Genomic DNA, 16,772 nt, shown 5'->3' on the forward strand with positions numbered 1-16,772 from the left:
CTCTAGAGTACGATACAATTTAAAGAAGAGACTTGGGCGAATACTATCTGTTCCACCAGTCCAGACTTTATTAGCAGTTACTTTTGTTTTTGGAACCTCATAAGTGTTGGTTACTTGTGTCTTGTCTGCATTGTAAGAGACGACGTAGTTATGATCGTTAGATGCGACTTTCTCTCCTTCTTTCAAAGGAAGTTCAGTAGTATCTTGAAGCTCACGAACAGAATAGATTAGTTTTGTTCCATCAACATCATACTTAGGAAGTTGTTTCGCCCACTTGTAAGTATAAACACCATTGGATTCTGTCACTTCTGGAGTATAGCTACCAGAAACAGGTTTAGAATCCTCAATAGTCTGTCCTTCTTTATGGACATACAAGCCGAGCTTAACTTTCTTATAATCTGTAGATTTCCCACCTACCCAAGTCTTAGTAGCTTCAAAGTCAACTGTCTCACGTTTGTTAGAGATGTTTAGAGGAACACCCTCTTTTTTCATCTCTACTTCAAACTCTTGACTATTAACGATGTAACCCGACTTCGTTTTCTTTTCTTTGACAATATACTTGCCATCATTGAGGGCCTTTGAGAGAGCAACTCCGTTTTCATCCGTTACTACGGTCTCAACTACTTGATTCTTTGCTTTATCAATAATATCAAACTCAACACCCTTTAGCTTAACCTCTGCATCAGCTTCATCGAATTTTGTGATTTTAATTTTACCAGCAATATCAGCTGTGACTGACGCACCTGCAGCCTTAACCGTTTTCAGCGTTACAGCACTCTCTTTACTTGTATTAATCTTATCACCCCATTTTTTCCACGTTAACTGGGGCTCATTATCAATCAAAAATTGTGCTGAATTCTTAATCTCAGAGGTATCAGCTGGTGAAGTTGTCGCATATTCAAGAAAGAAACTCTTCTTTCCCATATTAGTTGGCATCAGCAATTTAAAACTACGCTTACCATTTGTCAGTGTAAGCAAAGCTGTATTATCAGAGTCCTTTTTATATTCTTCAGGATCAGTCGTTATTTTATAGGGTTTAATTTTCCGTTTAAGATTGGCAAAATTCGTATTTGTTGTATCAAACTCCGCTTCATTTAGTGCAAAACTACCATCTATATAAGAAGCAAATGCCCCTAAACTAATATCATCAGTTATTTCAATGGTTTTATTCTTTAAATCCTGTTGAGATCGGTTAATCCGTACATAATAACCTGCTTTTGCAAGACTTCCGTGATTCCAGCCGCCTTTGTAAATGACCTCTCCTTCAACAGGAGCCTGTTGCGTTTTCAAAGTCTTGAATGTAATTATTTGCGTTTTACCTCCCGGCAAAACGTAGGTAACTATCTTATCTTCTTTTGTGACTGTCTCTTTTGCACTAGCAAAGAAATCCCCACGAATATTCTGTTTATCCTCTACTTCACTATTAAAAGTGAACACCAATCGATGTTTGGCACTCTCTACCCTCACATTCCCTATAGTCTTTCCTGATATTTTATCTTCCAACTTGAGGGTTCTATCCTCTAAACTCAGATTAGAAGGAGCTTCTACTATAAAAAAATCTCCCTCCTTAATCTCATTTGCTGTTACGTTTGGAAATGAAAATTCTCCCGAATACTTTAATGCAACTGTAGTATCATTTTCACCATGATAACCCGTTGACTCATCTCCAGTAGAGGCAATCGCTAATTTCAAGTTCTTAAGTATTACCTTATTTGTAATATCAGTTGCCGCATGTGCTTCACTCGCTGGGAAAAGCATCATCAAGAGGAAAAGAGGGAACACTAGAAAACCGAGATATTTTTTTATCTTATCCATTATGACAAACCTTTCTATTTGTATATCGATAAAAAATTAAGTATTCAATTCTACGTACGCAACACCTCCACAATATAGTGACGTATCCATAATAACACCATGCTCTATTCTTGATAAAATTATATTCACTTACAGCACATAATATAATAGAACTTATCAGGTTTATTATATCATATATATTTTAATTAATTTATTTCATTACTAAAGAATTTATTTACGAAATGTCAACTTCAAAGAATTCATTCCTTTGATATTTCTACTCCCTTTCAATAAATAATGTCCCTTTATTCATAAAACTAAATATAGCCAATTTATTAATCTATATGCTGTTATAAGATTTAATATAGTAGAAATATATTAAAGCAAAAGTTTAGAACATAACAAAAAGTGAACTAAACAGAATTCTGATTGCCCCAGAATAGTTTGGTTCACTTTTTATTTAATCTATTAGATTTTCAAAATTCATAATGAAGAGTTTTTAAAATATAAATCTATTTTGTCCCCATCTCTTCATATCGTAGAAATTCTAATCCTCTTTTTTGCCTTTAGTGGCTACTAGTCCTGCACTCAAACCAAGAAGAGCTAAGCCTGCTGCTAGGGCTGCTTGACTTTCTGCACTTCCTGTATTTGGTAACTGTTCTTTTTGAGCTTGACTAGCTGCATTTGAAGCAATTTCTTTTGTATCTGCTTTTTCTGATACTTGTGGTTTTGTAGATTCTTGAGGTACTGGTTTAGTTGTTTCACCAGCCGTACCCACTTCTACGATGCGATCCTGAGCCATGACTTTATCATAGCTTTCTTTTTCAGTTCGTTTGCCATTTTCAACTTCAATCAAGTGAACACAGATACCTTTTTGACCTTCTTGGAGAACACGGGTTTGACCCGCTGGAAGTTTATCGTTCTTTTGTTCCTGAACCTTGAAGTCAATTGTTTCTTCTTCGATTACAAGTTCTGGTCTGTTAAGGACAAGGTTCTTCACTTCATCTTCTGGAAGGGAGGTTCCTAGTTTCGTTCCAATCAAGACGATGCGGTCTGTCGGAGCTTCTACCACTTCACGAAGTTTTTCTTCCTTACTTCCATCAGGATTAATCGCTGTGAAGATCCGTTCTTTACCAACTTTTCCTTCTTGTTCTACACGAGTTTCACCTAGATACAGTGTTGAATCCTTTTTCTCAACTGTCTTGTAGGCCAAATCTTTTTCAACAAATTCGAGTTTTGGAAGATCTTCTTGTACAGCAGCAACTGTCTTCTCAGAAACTGGTTTTTCCTTAGTCAACTGAATACGGTATTCCTTGACTTGTTTTCCACTTTCTGAAACAAGGCGAACAAGTACTGGAAGGCTATCATCTCCGCTATCTACAACTGTTGAAGCTACTTGATTACTTTCTTCGACTGAGACTTTTGGACGTTGACCTTTATAGGTGATTTGGTAGTCTTGACGATCTTCAGCGAAGTCAGGAAGTTCTTTTCCATCTACAAAAATCTTCGATTGGGTACTTTCTTGAGGCAATTCACTCGGTGCAAGGAAGGTCATCTCAATCATCGCAACACCGCTCTTGTCTGCTTTACGCTCCATACGCCATCTCATGGCTTTGGCTTTGACTGCTTTAAATGTTACATTGATTTCATCACCGGCTTCAATGTCTTTATCCGCACGATAAGGCACAGCTTCCCAATTTTCTGGATTGTTGAATGGATGGGCTGCATCATAGGCTTGGTAATTCGAATAGTAGGTAGGCACTTCAAACTCTGGGCCAATATAGCGTTCCAAAACGAGTTTAGATGGTGCATCCGTACCACTATCTGCAAAGAAATGAAGTTTGGCTTGCGCAACAGTCCGTTCTACAATCTTACCATTTTCACGGAAGATCACACCTGCTGATACTTCTGGATTAGAAGATGGTGTTGGAGACCAGTTTGTCCAACGACGATTTTCTGAATGATCTCCATCATTGATATAGTCTACACGGTCATGTGAACTTGGATCAATATCATTAGTTGCGGAAGCAAAGGCCTGGTTACTGTTTTCATCATAGTCAGGGTTATTTGAGAGTGCTTCACCAAGTTTGTCTGTCACTCGTACAGTGAACTCAGCAACAAGATCACTACCAAGGACACGGCCTCGAACAGTAAATTGACCTGCTTTTGTCAGATTTTCTGCTGGAACTTCTTCCCATTCAACTGCCAAGTCTTTTGTTTCGTAACCGTCTTTACCTGTGAAGTAAACAGGAACCTTAGTTGGCAATTCAAGCGGTTGCCCTACTTGTAGCAAGCGAGCTTGTTTGACCGCGGCAACTGGTTTACGAGAGAGCAAATCTTTATTGCTTGTAAAGTGTAGACGGTATTCTCCTAGGATGTCGCCATTTTCAGCCTTCGCGATAACACGAACTGGCTCACCTTCACGAACGCTTGGAACGACGGTAGCGAGACCATTGTTGCTAACACTTGCTGTTACTGCAGGAACTTTTCCATCTACAGACTCAAGATAGTAGTCTGTCAAATCTGGGTTAAAGTTTGCTAAGTCTTTACCGTCAACTTGGATTTTCGTTTGCCCTTGTTTGGCTGCTGCGACTTGTTTTGCAAAGATTTGTACTTCTGTGATAGAAGTTCCTTTCTTGCTATCAAGTCGAACCATACGAATGCGAACCGCATAGGTCTCAACTTTATCAAAGCTGAAATGATTCATTTCTCCAGCTTTTAATTGAGCTGGTGCTTTGAGATTGCTTACCTCTTTCCAGTTTGCAGGATCGTTAAAGGCATGGTTTTCCTCACCTACAAAGCTAGGGTTTTTAGGCGCTGTTGGAACGGTCTTACCGACATAATATTCAATCACATAAGACTTCGGTACACCAACTCCGTGGTCTTCGTGGAATCCGACACTTAGATTATCAACTGAACGTTTGCTCAAAATACCTGAATCTCCGAATAGGACACCAACTGAAGCTTCTGGATTAGTACGGTTCCAGTTTGTCCAACGGTTGGCTGGTCGGTCGTTAAAGGAGATCAATTTATCGTTGACGTTTGAAACAGGATCAGTTGGATTTGAGTCTGAAGCAAAGGCAAGTGGCAATTCTGAACCGGTCCATTGGTCAGAAATGTTTGCACCTTTCTCGGTTTGAGCAGATACGCGAACATGAAGTTTAGTTGTTAATTGCGTACCTTCTAGGTGGCCATTAACTGTAAAGACACCTTCCTTGGCGTATTGGTCTGGACGAATCGTATCCCAAGTAACCTTAGCTGATGAAATGTGGCCATTTGAATCGTAGGTACGAACGCTTTCTGGTAATTGTGGTGCTTCTGCGATTGGTGTTGTCACACTAACTTCTTCAACTGAAACGATACCTTCTACAGAGACTTTTGCACGCGCCTCAAGGTCAAGTCCTTCAACTTTACCTAGAACTTCAAAGGTTTGATAGTGGTCGAGTTTTTCTTTTGGAATGGCTTGCCAAGTGACTTTGTGGGCTTTAGGGAAACCTTTGTCATACTCAACTGTTACTGTTGATGGAAGACTTGGTTCCTGATGCAAATCTGTGACTATATTTACTGGACGGATAGATTGCGCAACCTTCTTCTCAGTATTGGCCTGGATCGTGAGAGCGATTTGACCTGTAGCCCCCTCATATTCTGCTTTGAGAGTGACTGTTCCTGGCTTATGCAACTCAAGCATTCCTTTACGAACTGCGACTTCCCCTTCACCACTTGTAGAGAAGTTCACCTTATCTGCTGGTAATACAGCTTGCGTTCCATCTTGATAGTGTGCAAGGACAGATAATTTTACAGTTTGGTCTTCTTTGAGGCTGTTAGCTTGTTCCACTTGTAGGCTCAAATGGTCAATTTTTGGCGCTTCTTCAAGGAATTGAATTGCATACATTTGAAGAGGGCCACCATCATTTGGTTGAACAAAGATGCTTGCACGCATACCGTTTGCTACGCTTGCTTGCAGCACTGTAACAGAAGCATTTTCAGCACTTGCTGTTACTTTTGGCAACTTAGCTCCATAAGCAAGAGTGCGGTATTGCATTGGTTTTTGAGTAGTAAGACCTGTGACAGCTTCATCACCAACCGTTACAGTTGGTACTGCAGGTGCCGCAGGATCACCTTCTTCTACCACAAGGGTAGCGTGAACAGTCTCACCACCCAGTTGACCAGTCATTTGAATACGTGATCCTGCAACTGACAGTTTAGCTTTATCTGCTTCCGAAATCTCCCACTTATCAACTTCGTATTCTTGTACGCTTCCATCCGTAACAGCAATAGAAACGTATTTATCAACAGCGCTCAAGTCTGTTCCTGGAGCAACACGCTTAACAGTTGGAAGCTCATTTGCGATTGCTAGAATTTCGACACGGGCCTCAACTTCGCGTCCGTCTGCCATACCTTTAACAGTCACAACTCCTGCTTGGCTCACATCAACTGAAGGCCAAGTGACTGGACGTTTTTCACGACTGCCATCACTGTAGATAAAACCGACTGTCTTCGGCATTTTTGGCTCTTTCTCAATAACAGTACGTACTTTTGGTACTTCTGTCCCGAGAACAGTCTTTTCTTGTCCTTCTTTCTTACCTGTGAAGACAGTGACTTGGTCTGATTTCAAGAGATCAGAGTGGGCAGTAAGGGTGAATTTACCTGCTTGTTCAGTTGATTTAACAATGGCAACCCCTTTACCGTTAAAGGCTCTACGGATCCAAGAACCATCTGGTTGCGCCTTGTAGCGTTCACGGCTGGCTTGTTCCCCATTATCGACACCGACCAGTTGACCTTGTCCATGCAATTGGAAACGAACCAAATTATTGGCAGTTGGTACCACATTTCCTTCACTATCTACGATTTCGTAGTAGATGTATGTCAAGTCTTTTCCATCTGCTGCGATTGCGTGTTCTTCCTTGACGAGGCGAACACCTGCTGGTTGGCCTGCAGTCGTGATCTTATCACGTGCAATTTCGTTTCCAGCTTCATCGCGAGCTACAGCTTCTAAAGTACCTGGTTGGTACGCAACCTTCCATTCAAGATAGAGTTCCTTAGCATTGGCACCTTCTTGGTAAGTGCGGCCATCACTGGTTTGTTTTTTGTTAAACTTCTTAACTCCGAGAGATTGACCGTTCAAGAACAATTCTACGCTTGCAGCGTTTGAGTAGGCACGAACTGGAATTTTACCTTCTGAGTCAGCAACATTCGCTTTTAGACTAGGGTCTTCCCAGTTCCAGTGAGGAAGAAGGTGAACCATTGGTTTCTTCTTGGCAGAAACCCATTGGCTTTGGTAGAGATAAAAGTCATGTTTTGGAATACCGGCTGTATCTACGATACCAAAGTAAGAGCTCTTAACAGGAGTTTGGTTTTGGTTGTGCCATGGTGTAGGCTCACCGATATAGTCCGTACCTGTCCAGATAAACTGTCCAGCATAGCCAGCGTTGTCACGGTCAAAGGTCCATGAAGCGGTTGCCGTTTTACCCCAACCCACACGATCATTTCCATAATCTGACTGTTCATAGTTACGATAAGCTTGGTTGCTATGTACCAATTCTTGTTCAGGACGATAATAGCTACCACGTGTACGGGTTGCTGAAGATGTTTCTGAACCATAAATCAACCAGTTTGGATGTTTCGCACGAAGTTTCTTGTAGTTGTCTTCTGAGTAGTTGAAACCAACTGCATCCAGTTCATTAGCAATTTTCTCATGATCACCGCTACCATCACCAAAGCGGAACTTATCTGCTCCCATAGTGACATAACGTGTAGTATCAACATCTTTAATCACTTTTACTAAGCGTTTAACCGTTGCAAGAGAGTGAGGTTTACCATCGGCTTCACCGATTTCGTTTCCGATAGACCACATGAAGACAGCTGGGTTATTTTTATCTCTTTCGACCATGGTACGAAGATCGTAGTCAGACCATTTTTCACCTTTTCTAGCTTCTGGGTGAGTGGCATCTTTTTCAAAGAAACGTCCGTAGTCATATGGTTTCTTGCCACCATACCACGTATCAAAAGCCTCTTCCTGAACCAGCAAACCAAGTTCTGCTGCGATTTGCAAGGTCTGTGGACTTGCAGGGTTATGAGTTGTACGGATGGCGTTAACGCCCATCTCCTTCATTTGTTTGAGACGACGGTATTCTGCCTTATAGTTTTCTTCTGCTCCAAGCGCTCCGTGGTCATGGTGCAAGGAAACACCATGGAATTTAATGCGTTCACCATTCAAAGAGAAACCTTCATTTGGAGTCCAATGATAGTAACGGTAACCAAACAAATCTTTCTTAGCATCGACTAATTGACCATCACGGTAAACACGCGTAATCAATTCGTACAAGGCAGGTTTATCATTTAAAACTGTCCAGAGTTTTGGTTGTTCAACTTCTAAAATCGCATCAAGACTTGTTGACTCATGTGCTTTCAAGGTACGGCTAGCTGTACGAACCAAGCCTGTTACAGCCTGACCACCACGTTCAACGATTTGATACTCTGCCACCAGTTCATGGTCTTTATCATCTGTATTGACGATTTTGCTAGCTACATGAGTTTCAACCTTGCCATGTTGCTGTTCTTCAAGTTTTGGTGTTAAGATAGTTGTTCCATTTTTCTCAACATGGACCTTATCTGTCACTTGCAAGGTCACATCACGGTAGATACCACTACCTGAGTACCAACGGCTACTTGGTTGTTTGTTAACCGCATGGACAGCAATCACATTCTCACGACCATCTTTGTGGAGGTATTTAGTAATATCGTATGAGAACTGGTTATAACCATTTGGATAATGCCCCACTAACTGGCCATTGACATAGACTTGAGAGTCCATGTAGACACCATCAAAGGTCACACGAACATTTTTCTTGAGATCTTTTTCATCAAGTTTAAAGGTCTTGCGATACCAAGCTTCACCACCATTGAGCTGTCCACCCTCGTTTTGGGCAGGTGACTGATGGTCAAAATCGTTAAAGATACTCCAGTCGTGTGGGAGATCCAATTTTTGCCATGTTGATACGTCTGCATCTGATTTCACAGCTTCTTTAGGATTCGCATTGAGTTTAAAGTGCCAATTTTGATTAAAATTCACTTTTCTATCTTCAATCATTTGATTCACTTCTTCATTTGTCGCAGCTTTCAAATCTTCCTTAACAGGTTTTTCTTGACTTGAAGCTTGAGATTCTACCTTTGGAGCTGTTTCTTCAGGTTTTAGTGACGCTTTCTCCTCTTTTGGAGCTACAGGTTCATCTTCTTTCTTCTCGGGTTTGCTTGCTTCAATTTGAGTAGCTTGACTTTGATCTACACTTACAGCCTCGTTATTCTCTACTACTGCTTGATCATGTTTTTCCTCCACTGCTGGACTTTCCTCTTTTGGTTGTTCTACATTGCGCGCAATAGGAGTTTCATCCGCAAAAACTGGTGATTCTCCAACAACACTTCCTCCAAATAGAACCGCACAGGTTCCAATCATGACAGAGCAAGCTCCTACGGCAAACTTACGAATGCTGTAGACTCTTTTACGATTCCAATGGCCTTTTTCCATAAAATCCTCCTTTAGTAACCGCTTCCATTTTCTTGTAAACGTATTACTTTTTCATAGCCTTTTACCCTTATTCTATAAAATAATATAGGAAATTTCAATACCCTAAACACAAAAAATCATATTTTTGATTGTTTTTTCTATAATTTGTAGAAAAGTTTAAAAATCTGAATGTAGATTTAGTGAATGGTTTTACTAAAAAAGGCGGTGGGACAGAAATCGATAGACAAAGTCTCGATTTCGTAGTCCCAGCCTCGCGAGGATGATTAGGAGCTTTTTGGAGTCTAAAAGACGAACAAAAAGTTCAATCAGCTACCGCGTCAAAGTTTGATTGCTAAAAAAGTGAGGTCGGGATCTTTTGTCCCAACCTCTTTTACGGACTATCAAACTGGGATTTCCTTATAGATTATTGACTAGATTTTCCCTTTTCCAAAAGATTGACCATCTCATTTTTACGCTCTTCTAGCTCGGCAATTTGCTGGAGTAAAAGTCCTGAAAAATCACAATTAAGCTCTTCAGTTTCGCCACTATTATACCAATCCAAAGCTACTATGTGATTGTCCTTATCAAAGCAGAAAATTACATCTCCATCACCGATGATAGACAGAAATGAAATATAATCCTCAAAGCCCAGAGCGTGTAATTCCTTGGTTTTAATTCGAATATCTAAGAAATCTGGGATGCCATTTGCAATTCCCAAGACCTTAATACCTCGACAGAAGGTCCAAAATGGTGCTACATCGTAAGCCTTGGCTCTTGGCCATAGCTCTTCTCTGACTTCCATAAAGAGACCTCCCAGAGATGACATGGTGAATTCCCTGAAATCTTCTGGCAGACGAATGCCGTATTGATTTTCAAAATCCTGAACATCTTCTTCCGATGGTTCATTGCCCATGCAGGCGACAACCTGATAAGTTTCCTTATCATAGTGACGAAAATACTCATAAACTTCCTTGAGTGCCATTATTTTAATCCTTTTTACTCAGAAATAGTAACTACAAATCCATCTGGCAATATGACTTGCTGACCATCTTCAAACTGGCAATGACTCGCTAAATCAACTGAATCTCTGTCCAAGATAACATTCTCCTTAGACTGATTAAAGATAGCCTGAACTTCTTTTCCTTCGTAGGTCCATTTCAAGGAAAGAACATATGGTTTCACTTCTTGCAAGCTATAGGAACCATGCTGAATAATGCTTGCAACTTCTTTACGGACTTGGATTAATTTCTTCATGAAATTTAGCATATCATTGTCCTCAGACACACGGTCCCAAGGCATGACACGACGGCAATCAGGGTCTGGTCCACCAATTAGTGCTAGCTCTGTTCCGTAATAGATACAAGGAGTCCCTTTTTGAAGGTAGAGGAAGGTTAAAGCAGCCTTGACATGTTGGAGATTTCCTTTGGCAGTTGTAAGAATACGCTCTGTATCGTGAGAATCCAGGAGATTTAACATAACCTCTGAGATTTGTTGCTTGTAGTACATTGACTGGCTATTGATTTCTGAAATGAACTGCTCTGTCTTTTTATGCTGACGCAAGAAATAATCCTTGATACTTTCAGAGAGCGGGTAGTTCATGACTGCATGGAACTCATCTCCTTTTAGCCAAGGCTGAGACGTATGCCAGATTTCACCTAAAATATACAAATCAGGCTTTTTAGCGAGAACTACCTTTCTAAAATCTTTCCAGAACTGATGGTCAATTTCATTGGCAACGTCCAAGCGCCAAGCATCGATATCAAAATTCTCAATCCAGTAAGTTGCAACACTGAGAAGATAGTCTTTGACTTCAGGATTTGCTGTATTTAACTTAGGCATATAGCTAGCAAAGGCAAAGGTATGATAAGGGAGTTCTCTTGGATTCTGAAGTTTATCCTCTGTAATTGGAAACTCTTGAATATGGAACCAATCTTTATAAGGGGAATTTTCTCCATTTTTTAGAACATCCTGCCATTGGGCAGACTGGTAGCCGATATGATTGAAAACAGCATCTAGCATAATCTTAATGCCACGTTTATGAGCTTCCTTGACTAAATTAGCAAAGACTTCTTTGTCTCCAAAGTGACGGTCAATTTCAAAATAATCCGTCGTATCGTACTTGTGATTGGTCGTTGCTTCAAAAATCGGACATAGATAAAGTCCAGTGATTCCCAAATCTTTTAGATAGTCTAGATGGTCGATAATCCCTTGTAAATCTCCACCAAAAAAGTCATCCCTATTAGGTGCAATGGCAGCATCCCACTCTCGAGCTCCATCTGGAGTCAAATTAGGATTTCCATTAGCAAATCGTTCTGGGAAAATCTGGTACCAAACGGTATTTGAAACCCAGCTAGGAACCTGACATCCGTCGATTTCATGAATATAGGGAAGCTTAAAGCCATTTCCTTCCGCATCCAAGTTTTCTTGAGTATGTTCCACACAACCCTTATCACCGTAGAAAATACCCTGACCTTCCTCATCAAGGAGTTCAAAGAGATACTGAATCCGTGCAAAATCAACCGATACTGTAACCTGCCAATAATCAAATAAAGCATCCGAGGTTGCTTTAGTCATTTCTTTCTTGGCTTCATACTTATCCTCGATGAAGATAAAGGGATCTCCATAATGTAAAATGACCTGCTGGACATCATTTTTCTTGGTTCTGATTCGGATATGTAGCTGACCTTCTTTGTAAAGATAAGCATACTCTGATTCTTGTCTATGATAAATGGCTGTTAATTCCATATTTTGTCTCCTAAATAATCATCATCAACAGAAACGCAAACGTTTTCACAATTGCTATTTCTAGTATACTATTTTAAGATTCGATTTGCAATACTTGGTCAAATTTGACAAGAAAACAGCTCAAAATAAATACTGTAGACTAATCAAGAAATATCAGCACCTATCTATAAAAAGCTCCCAAACTCAGCCTCACAGCCTAGTCAATCCGACAAAGGGCAAGTTCTTTTAATCCTCTGTCGTACAGGAAGGTTAAACAAAAGTTGTCTGTTATATTTTGAAGCTTGTGTTTACTCATTCCTCTAGGCAAGGCTATATCGCACAATTCTCTCGTTGCCAGAGAAAATAGCTTTTGCTTGCCCTTCCAATCATCATTCTTAAGTAGGGGGCTCAGGATAATATAAGGCGAATCCGTAAAAATTCCATTGACACCAGCTTTTTTACCTAAAGCCTTTAAATGTTCAGATTCTAATAACTTTTCGATAATACGACCATCACTAGAGATTTTAACAAGAGCATAATAGTCCATGCCCCATTTATTGACAGAGGTTTGACTTTCTCCAGAGCTAAAGGCATAGAGCTCTTGCTTCCAAGATTTCATACTATCGATTTTAGGACAAAAACTTGAGTTCGTGTCGTGGTGATTTAACTCTTTTTTATCAATATGCGAATAAGTGGTCCACTTCGCCTGCTTTTTCTCTCGATCAAATTCTAAAAGGGCAAAGTTTCTTGCCTGATTTGTATAAACTTGATTTTCAAAACACACGGGTATCTGGTCGCTATCTGATACGATTTGAAAATATCTCTCTTGTGCCTTTTTAGGAAGTATACTTTGCGGATCCTTTATGGCAATAATTTCTGGATTAGAAAAATCACCAGTATAATAGACTATTTCCTTGCCAGCCTTGATGATGCCAATATTTTGTCCATCTGTAAAGAGTAGAGGCTCTTCCTCCCAAACATGGTCACAATACCAAGCATCTATCTCCTTCACACCCAAAGGTGATACTTCAAGCAGACAGTAGAGATTGAAAGCTTCCTTCTCACTGGTCAAGACAAAGGCTCTACCATCATGTAACATGACAGAATTGAAAACACTATTGTAGTCCTTGTCTAGTTCCCATTTATTCAATAGACTTAACTTTAACTTCCCCATTTTCTCTCTCCTAATCCATCACCACTCGTTGATGGCAAATAGAATGGCTGATCTAATATTTCTTAGCAATTGATCTGAAAGTTCATCGTATACTTGACCCAGTCCCTTATCTTGTGCCAGCCATCCAGGTTCATCATTCCAGGATCCCATTCCTCCAAAAACATCCGCTGAGCTTGCAGCTCTAAGTATGCTTAGATGTTGCAGTGGAATTTGAGGTTCTGCCAGCCCTTTACCAGATTCTGGGTCTAGCAAAAAATTTCTAGCAGATTGAAAGACTTTGGCAAAGTTGTCACATTCAATTTTAATTGCTAGATTTTCTATACGAGTCAATATGTCCTTAAATTCTTCGATATTATTTTCATAGTGAGGAATGTCTTGAGAAGACCTTTCCCATTCATACTCGGTGTAGGTAACATCCCAGCCTCTGCCTGGGGAAGCAGATTTCCAATTTGGTAGGAAATAACTTGCCTTCCCATCTTTATCAAAACAGAGAATTGAACTCTGTGTTGTATTGGAGAAGCCTAAAATACCTCTGTCTTCAACTGAAATAGGACAAAATAATTGTAAGTCCTTCAAACCTTTTTCCTTAAGATCTTCAAACCAATCAGATACAGAAAGTTCTGTAGCTTCCCCATTTTTTGACGGCAAAATTTGAAAGCAAATCTTATTGATATATTGGTCAGGATGATACAAGATTGCCTGATCAGTTTTTAAAGCCTTCCTAGCTGCTGCCACGATACAGGCTATTTGGTACATTTGTCCATTCATATGATCTCATCCATTATCCCTTCAATCAGATTTGTAAGGCTTTCAGCCGCATAGATCACCTGGTCAGGATCATGGATGTAGCAAATAACCTGACCTTCCTGAGCCTCCTGGTCTGGATCAAAATCCAGCATAAGATAACAAGAGTCACAATACTGAGCAAAAGGAAGCCATTTTTTATTAAAAAGATAGGGCTTAATTCTACTATCATGCATGTTTTCTAGGTCTTGACTAGAAAAATAGTCGGGAAATTCGGTTAACAGAGCATCTCTATTTTGAAAGTACTTTTTACAAGTCTCAATTTCCTGTAGACTCATGAGAGAAAAAGTAAAATCTCTCTGGTCAATTACACAAGGTAAAATAGAGAGGTATTTACTCCCATTTTTATAGCTATAAAGCTCTTTGAAGTCACTAGGTAGACGAATGCCAAATATTTCCTCAAAGGCTTGAAGCTCTTCCTCAGAAGCACCAGAAATGCCCTGATAATCTTCCAGATATCCTTCCTCTACAGGATCATCCAAATCCCAGTCTTCAAAACACTCACAAATATAAGTTTCTATTTTTTTAACTTGGTCAATTAGTTGCATCATTTCACCATGATTTCTTTATTTTATCTGTCTTCCAATGCTTTTTACCGCTTATAACTTGTTTTTTCTAGGAGAAGGGGTTCAGGATTTTGCTTAATCCAAGCAATAGCTAGCTGACACAGGCGGTCTAGGCGAGGCTCGTCATCAAAATCTTTCCCATGAACTTGAGCAATAAGCTCTTTAGTCTCTTCTAATTCCTGATCTGAAAGGGGGATTCCTAGAGACAAGTATTGAGGGAGAGCTTGAAGCATTTTTCTATAGTCCCTGTCCCAGTTGCCCCCACCATTGCGATCCAGTTCATCTCGAACTCGACCTGGTATACGAATAACTTCTCCCTGAACAGTTTTGGCTGCTCCACTTGAAGGAATCAAGAAAGACCATAGTTCCTCATATTGCTCCTCCCAGCTACCTTCTTTTACGAGAATCGGAGAAACTCCATCGTGGGTTATTCGTTTGGCTACCGGCTTGACATCAAACAAAGCATAAAGTTTTTCTAGACCCTGATCTGCTGCTTCTAGATAGTCGGGATTGATCCCTTCTCTATGAAATTCAAAATCTTTACCGATATTTTCGACCTTTTCTTTCATAGCAGATGTTTTCTTAGCACCTGCATCTAACAGCATAGAGGCAATTTCAGCTATTTGGGCAATATAGATTCCCCGACAGACAGTGAGAACGGAGTCTAGTGGAGTCTGTCCCCTATCATTTTTAGGGTTAACATTTGCTCCCTTTTCTATGAGAAGTGCAACGGTCTTAGGATGAAAAAACTCAGCTGCCATATGCAGAGGTGTATTTCCATAAGTATTGCTTTTTTCAATATCTGCCCCCAATTCGAGCAAGAGTTTTACAGTCTCTCTTCCCATGGTTGCCTGACGGTACAAAGGAGTCGCTCCATAATAATCAGGGATATTGATATCCAAGCCCTGTTCAACAAGCCAGATAACCAATTCATCCGGGACTCCTCCCATATGCAGAGGTGTACATAAGCTAAATCTTCCATCATGAGCGGTTAATTCACAACGGTCATAGACTGCTTTAAGGGCTTCAATATTTCCTTCATCCATTAAATCCTTAAACTCTTTTGGTAATGTAACTCTTTTCTTTGCCATTTTTAGTTTCTTTCTTCTGATTCAGCATCTAGGGCAAGCCAATGAAGTTTGTCAACCGTTTTCAAAGTCAGGACTTGTCCATCATAATCATTTTTCAACTCAAGACCGTTTTGCTCAATAGATATATGATTGTACCAGTGGTCTAGGCTGGCGTATTCCCCCGTATGAATGTTGATGAGCATGCTCGTTATGGGATTCCAAGTCCCTTTCTTAACTGTTTCTGCTAAGAGGTAGTAAGCATCTAAAAATATGAGATTTCTCCCATAGATCCAAAAGGGTAGATCAAGTCCCAACAAAGGCAACTTGGCAGAAAAAATCTCATCACCGTGTGGTGGCACGGTTTCATAATGAAATTCTATCTCACTGCCATAATAGGCAATCAAGGCTCCCTGACATCCGATATTTTGAGGGATTCCCTCCTCAGCTACTATAAATTCCATGACCTGCTCCTTCTATTTTCAATCATAAAATCCGACCAGACTCTGCCAGAATATCAAACTGGACTCATGGCCTTTTCTAGTCATCAAGTGGATGAAGTCACTTTCACAACCCTTCCAAACTGCAGATTGAGCCGTTCCCATGGCTCTAACAAATGCTAGAAAATCTGGTGTCAGCCATATTTTTTCATCATAGGTCATCTCTGCATCAACAGCATAGACTGCCCCAGATTGACAATCCAGCAAAATAGTGTAGGGATCTCCATTTGCAATGATGATCAAGCCTCTTTCTTGTAGAGTCGAGTAATCGTGGTATTCCAAATTGCGATTGATCAGCCAAGTAAGACTAGTGTCGTCCCCATATCCAAACTGGTAACTTAAAAAACCGACCTGCCCCCAGTTATAGGCCAAAATATACTTCCTAAAAATCGGATCCAAATCTTGTATTTGCAGTTGTTTTTTCAAACGATCCAGTTCAGACACAGACACTTCAGTATGGCTCAGGACAATTCCTTCTCTTATCTCAGGGTCAAGCCCTTGTATTGCTTCCTCAATAATGGAAATAATTTGGTCAATTGTCAATAATTCCATTGTCAACCTCCGGCTATACATAGGGCATTATCTAGGGTAAGCTAGCTAGTTTGGGACTTCATTTATCTAATGAACTTTCTTATCTCA

General features: G+C 40.2%; 10 protein-coding genes. All 10 read right to left on the reverse strand.

Going from position 1 to position 16,772, the window contains the following annotated elements:
• A partial coding sequence (locus HMPREF1149_RS09210) for a SpaA isopeptide-forming pilin-related protein (RefSeq protein ID WP_000357895.1) occupies positions 1-1,815 on the reverse strand: 1,815 nt, incomplete at its 3' end.
• Positions 1,816-2,341: 526 nt separating this feature from the next.
• Positions 2,342-9,319 (reverse strand): LPXTG-anchored adhesin/beta-galactosidase BgaA, encoded by a 6,978-nt coding sequence (gene bgaA / locus HMPREF1149_RS09215; protein WP_000410712.1) that lies wholly within the window; start codon positions 9,317-9,319, stop codon positions 2,342-2,344.
• Between the two features lie 403 nt (positions 9,320-9,722).
• Complete coding sequence (locus HMPREF1149_RS09220) at positions 9,723-10,280, reverse strand: SMI1/KNR4 family protein (RefSeq protein ID WP_001185403.1); 558 nt, start codon at positions 10,278-10,280, stop codon at positions 9,723-9,725.
• Positions 10,281-10,294: 14 nt separating this feature from the next.
• The gene (locus tag HMPREF1149_RS09225; protein WP_000423964.1) at positions 10,295-12,043 is read right to left on the reverse strand and encodes a glycoside hydrolase family 13 protein; all 1,749 of its coding nucleotides are present in this window, start codon (positions 12,041-12,043) and stop codon (positions 10,295-10,297) included.
• Between the two features lie 196 nt (positions 12,044-12,239).
• A complete protein-coding gene (locus HMPREF1149_RS09230; RefSeq protein WP_000517237.1) occupies positions 12,240-13,196 on the reverse strand; it encodes a hypothetical protein in 957 nt (318 codons plus the stop codon).
• 18 nt (positions 13,197-13,214) lie between these two features.
• The gene (locus HMPREF1149_RS09235) at positions 13,215-13,964 is read right to left on the reverse strand and encodes a hypothetical protein (protein ID WP_001014342.1); all 750 of its coding nucleotides are present in this window, start codon (positions 13,962-13,964) and stop codon (positions 13,215-13,217) included.
• Entirely contained in the window at positions 13,961-14,548 is a 588-nt protein-coding gene (locus HMPREF1149_RS09240; RefSeq protein WP_001175979.1) for an SMI1/KNR4 family protein, read from the reverse strand. The genes HMPREF1149_RS09235 and HMPREF1149_RS09240 overlap by 4 nt, the downstream gene beginning before the upstream one ends.
• A 44-nt stretch (positions 14,549-14,592) precedes the next feature.
• Entirely contained in the window at positions 14,593-15,657 is a 1,065-nt protein-coding gene (locus tag HMPREF1149_RS09245; protein WP_001085625.1) for an ankyrin repeat domain-containing protein, read from the reverse strand.
• A 2-nt stretch (positions 15,658-15,659) separates the two neighbouring features.
• Complete coding sequence (locus tag HMPREF1149_RS09250) at positions 15,660-16,097, reverse strand: hypothetical protein (protein WP_000394429.1); 438 nt, start codon at positions 16,095-16,097, stop codon at positions 15,660-15,662.
• An 18-nt stretch (positions 16,098-16,115) separates the two neighbouring features.
• Positions 16,116-16,685, reverse strand: a complete 570-nt coding sequence (locus HMPREF1149_RS09255; protein ID WP_000422116.1) for a hypothetical protein — start codon at positions 16,683-16,685, stop codon at positions 16,116-16,118.
• Between the last annotated feature and the right edge of the window lie 87 nt (positions 16,686-16,772).

The sequence above is a fragment of the Streptococcus sp. BS35b genome, assembly GCF_000286475.1.
Taxonomy (GTDB): Bacteria; Bacillota; Bacilli; order Lactobacillales; family Streptococcaceae; genus Streptococcus; species Streptococcus oralis_W.

What these genes read in the sequence shown, in the direction of transcription:
- HMPREF1149_RS09250 (WP_000394429.1), bottom strand. Translation starts at nt 16,097, where the DNA reads ATGGAATTTATAGTAGCTGAGGAGGGAATCCCTCAAAATATCGGATGT.
- HMPREF1149_RS09240 (WP_001175979.1), bottom strand. Translation starts at nt 14,548, where the DNA reads ATGCAACTAATTGACCAAGTTAAAAAAATAGAAACTTATATTTGTGAG.
- HMPREF1149_RS09235 (WP_001014342.1), bottom strand. Translation starts at nt 13,964, where the DNA reads ATGAATGGACAAATGTACCAAATAGCCTGTATCGTGGCAGCAGCTAGG.
- HMPREF1149_RS09230 (WP_000517237.1), bottom strand. Translation starts at nt 13,196, where the DNA reads ATGGGGAAGTTAAAGTTAAGTCTATTGAATAAATGGGAACTAGACAAG.
- HMPREF1149_RS09255 (WP_000422116.1), bottom strand. Translation starts at nt 16,685, where the DNA reads ATGGAATTATTGACAATTGACCAAATTATTTCCATTATTGAGGAAGCA.
- bgaA (WP_000410712.1), bottom strand. Translation starts at nt 9,319, where the DNA reads ATGGAAAAAGGCCATTGGAATCGTAAAAGAGTCTACAGCATTCGTAAG.
- HMPREF1149_RS09220 (WP_001185403.1), bottom strand. Translation starts at nt 10,280, where the DNA reads ATGGCACTCAAGGAAGTTTATGAGTATTTTCGTCACTATGATAAGGAA.
- HMPREF1149_RS09225 (WP_000423964.1), bottom strand. Translation starts at nt 12,043, where the DNA reads ATGGAATTAACAGCCATTTATCATAGACAAGAATCAGAGTATGCTTAT.
- HMPREF1149_RS09245 (WP_001085625.1), bottom strand. Translation starts at nt 15,657, where the DNA reads ATGGCAAAGAAAAGAGTTACATTACCAAAAGAGTTTAAGGATTTAATG.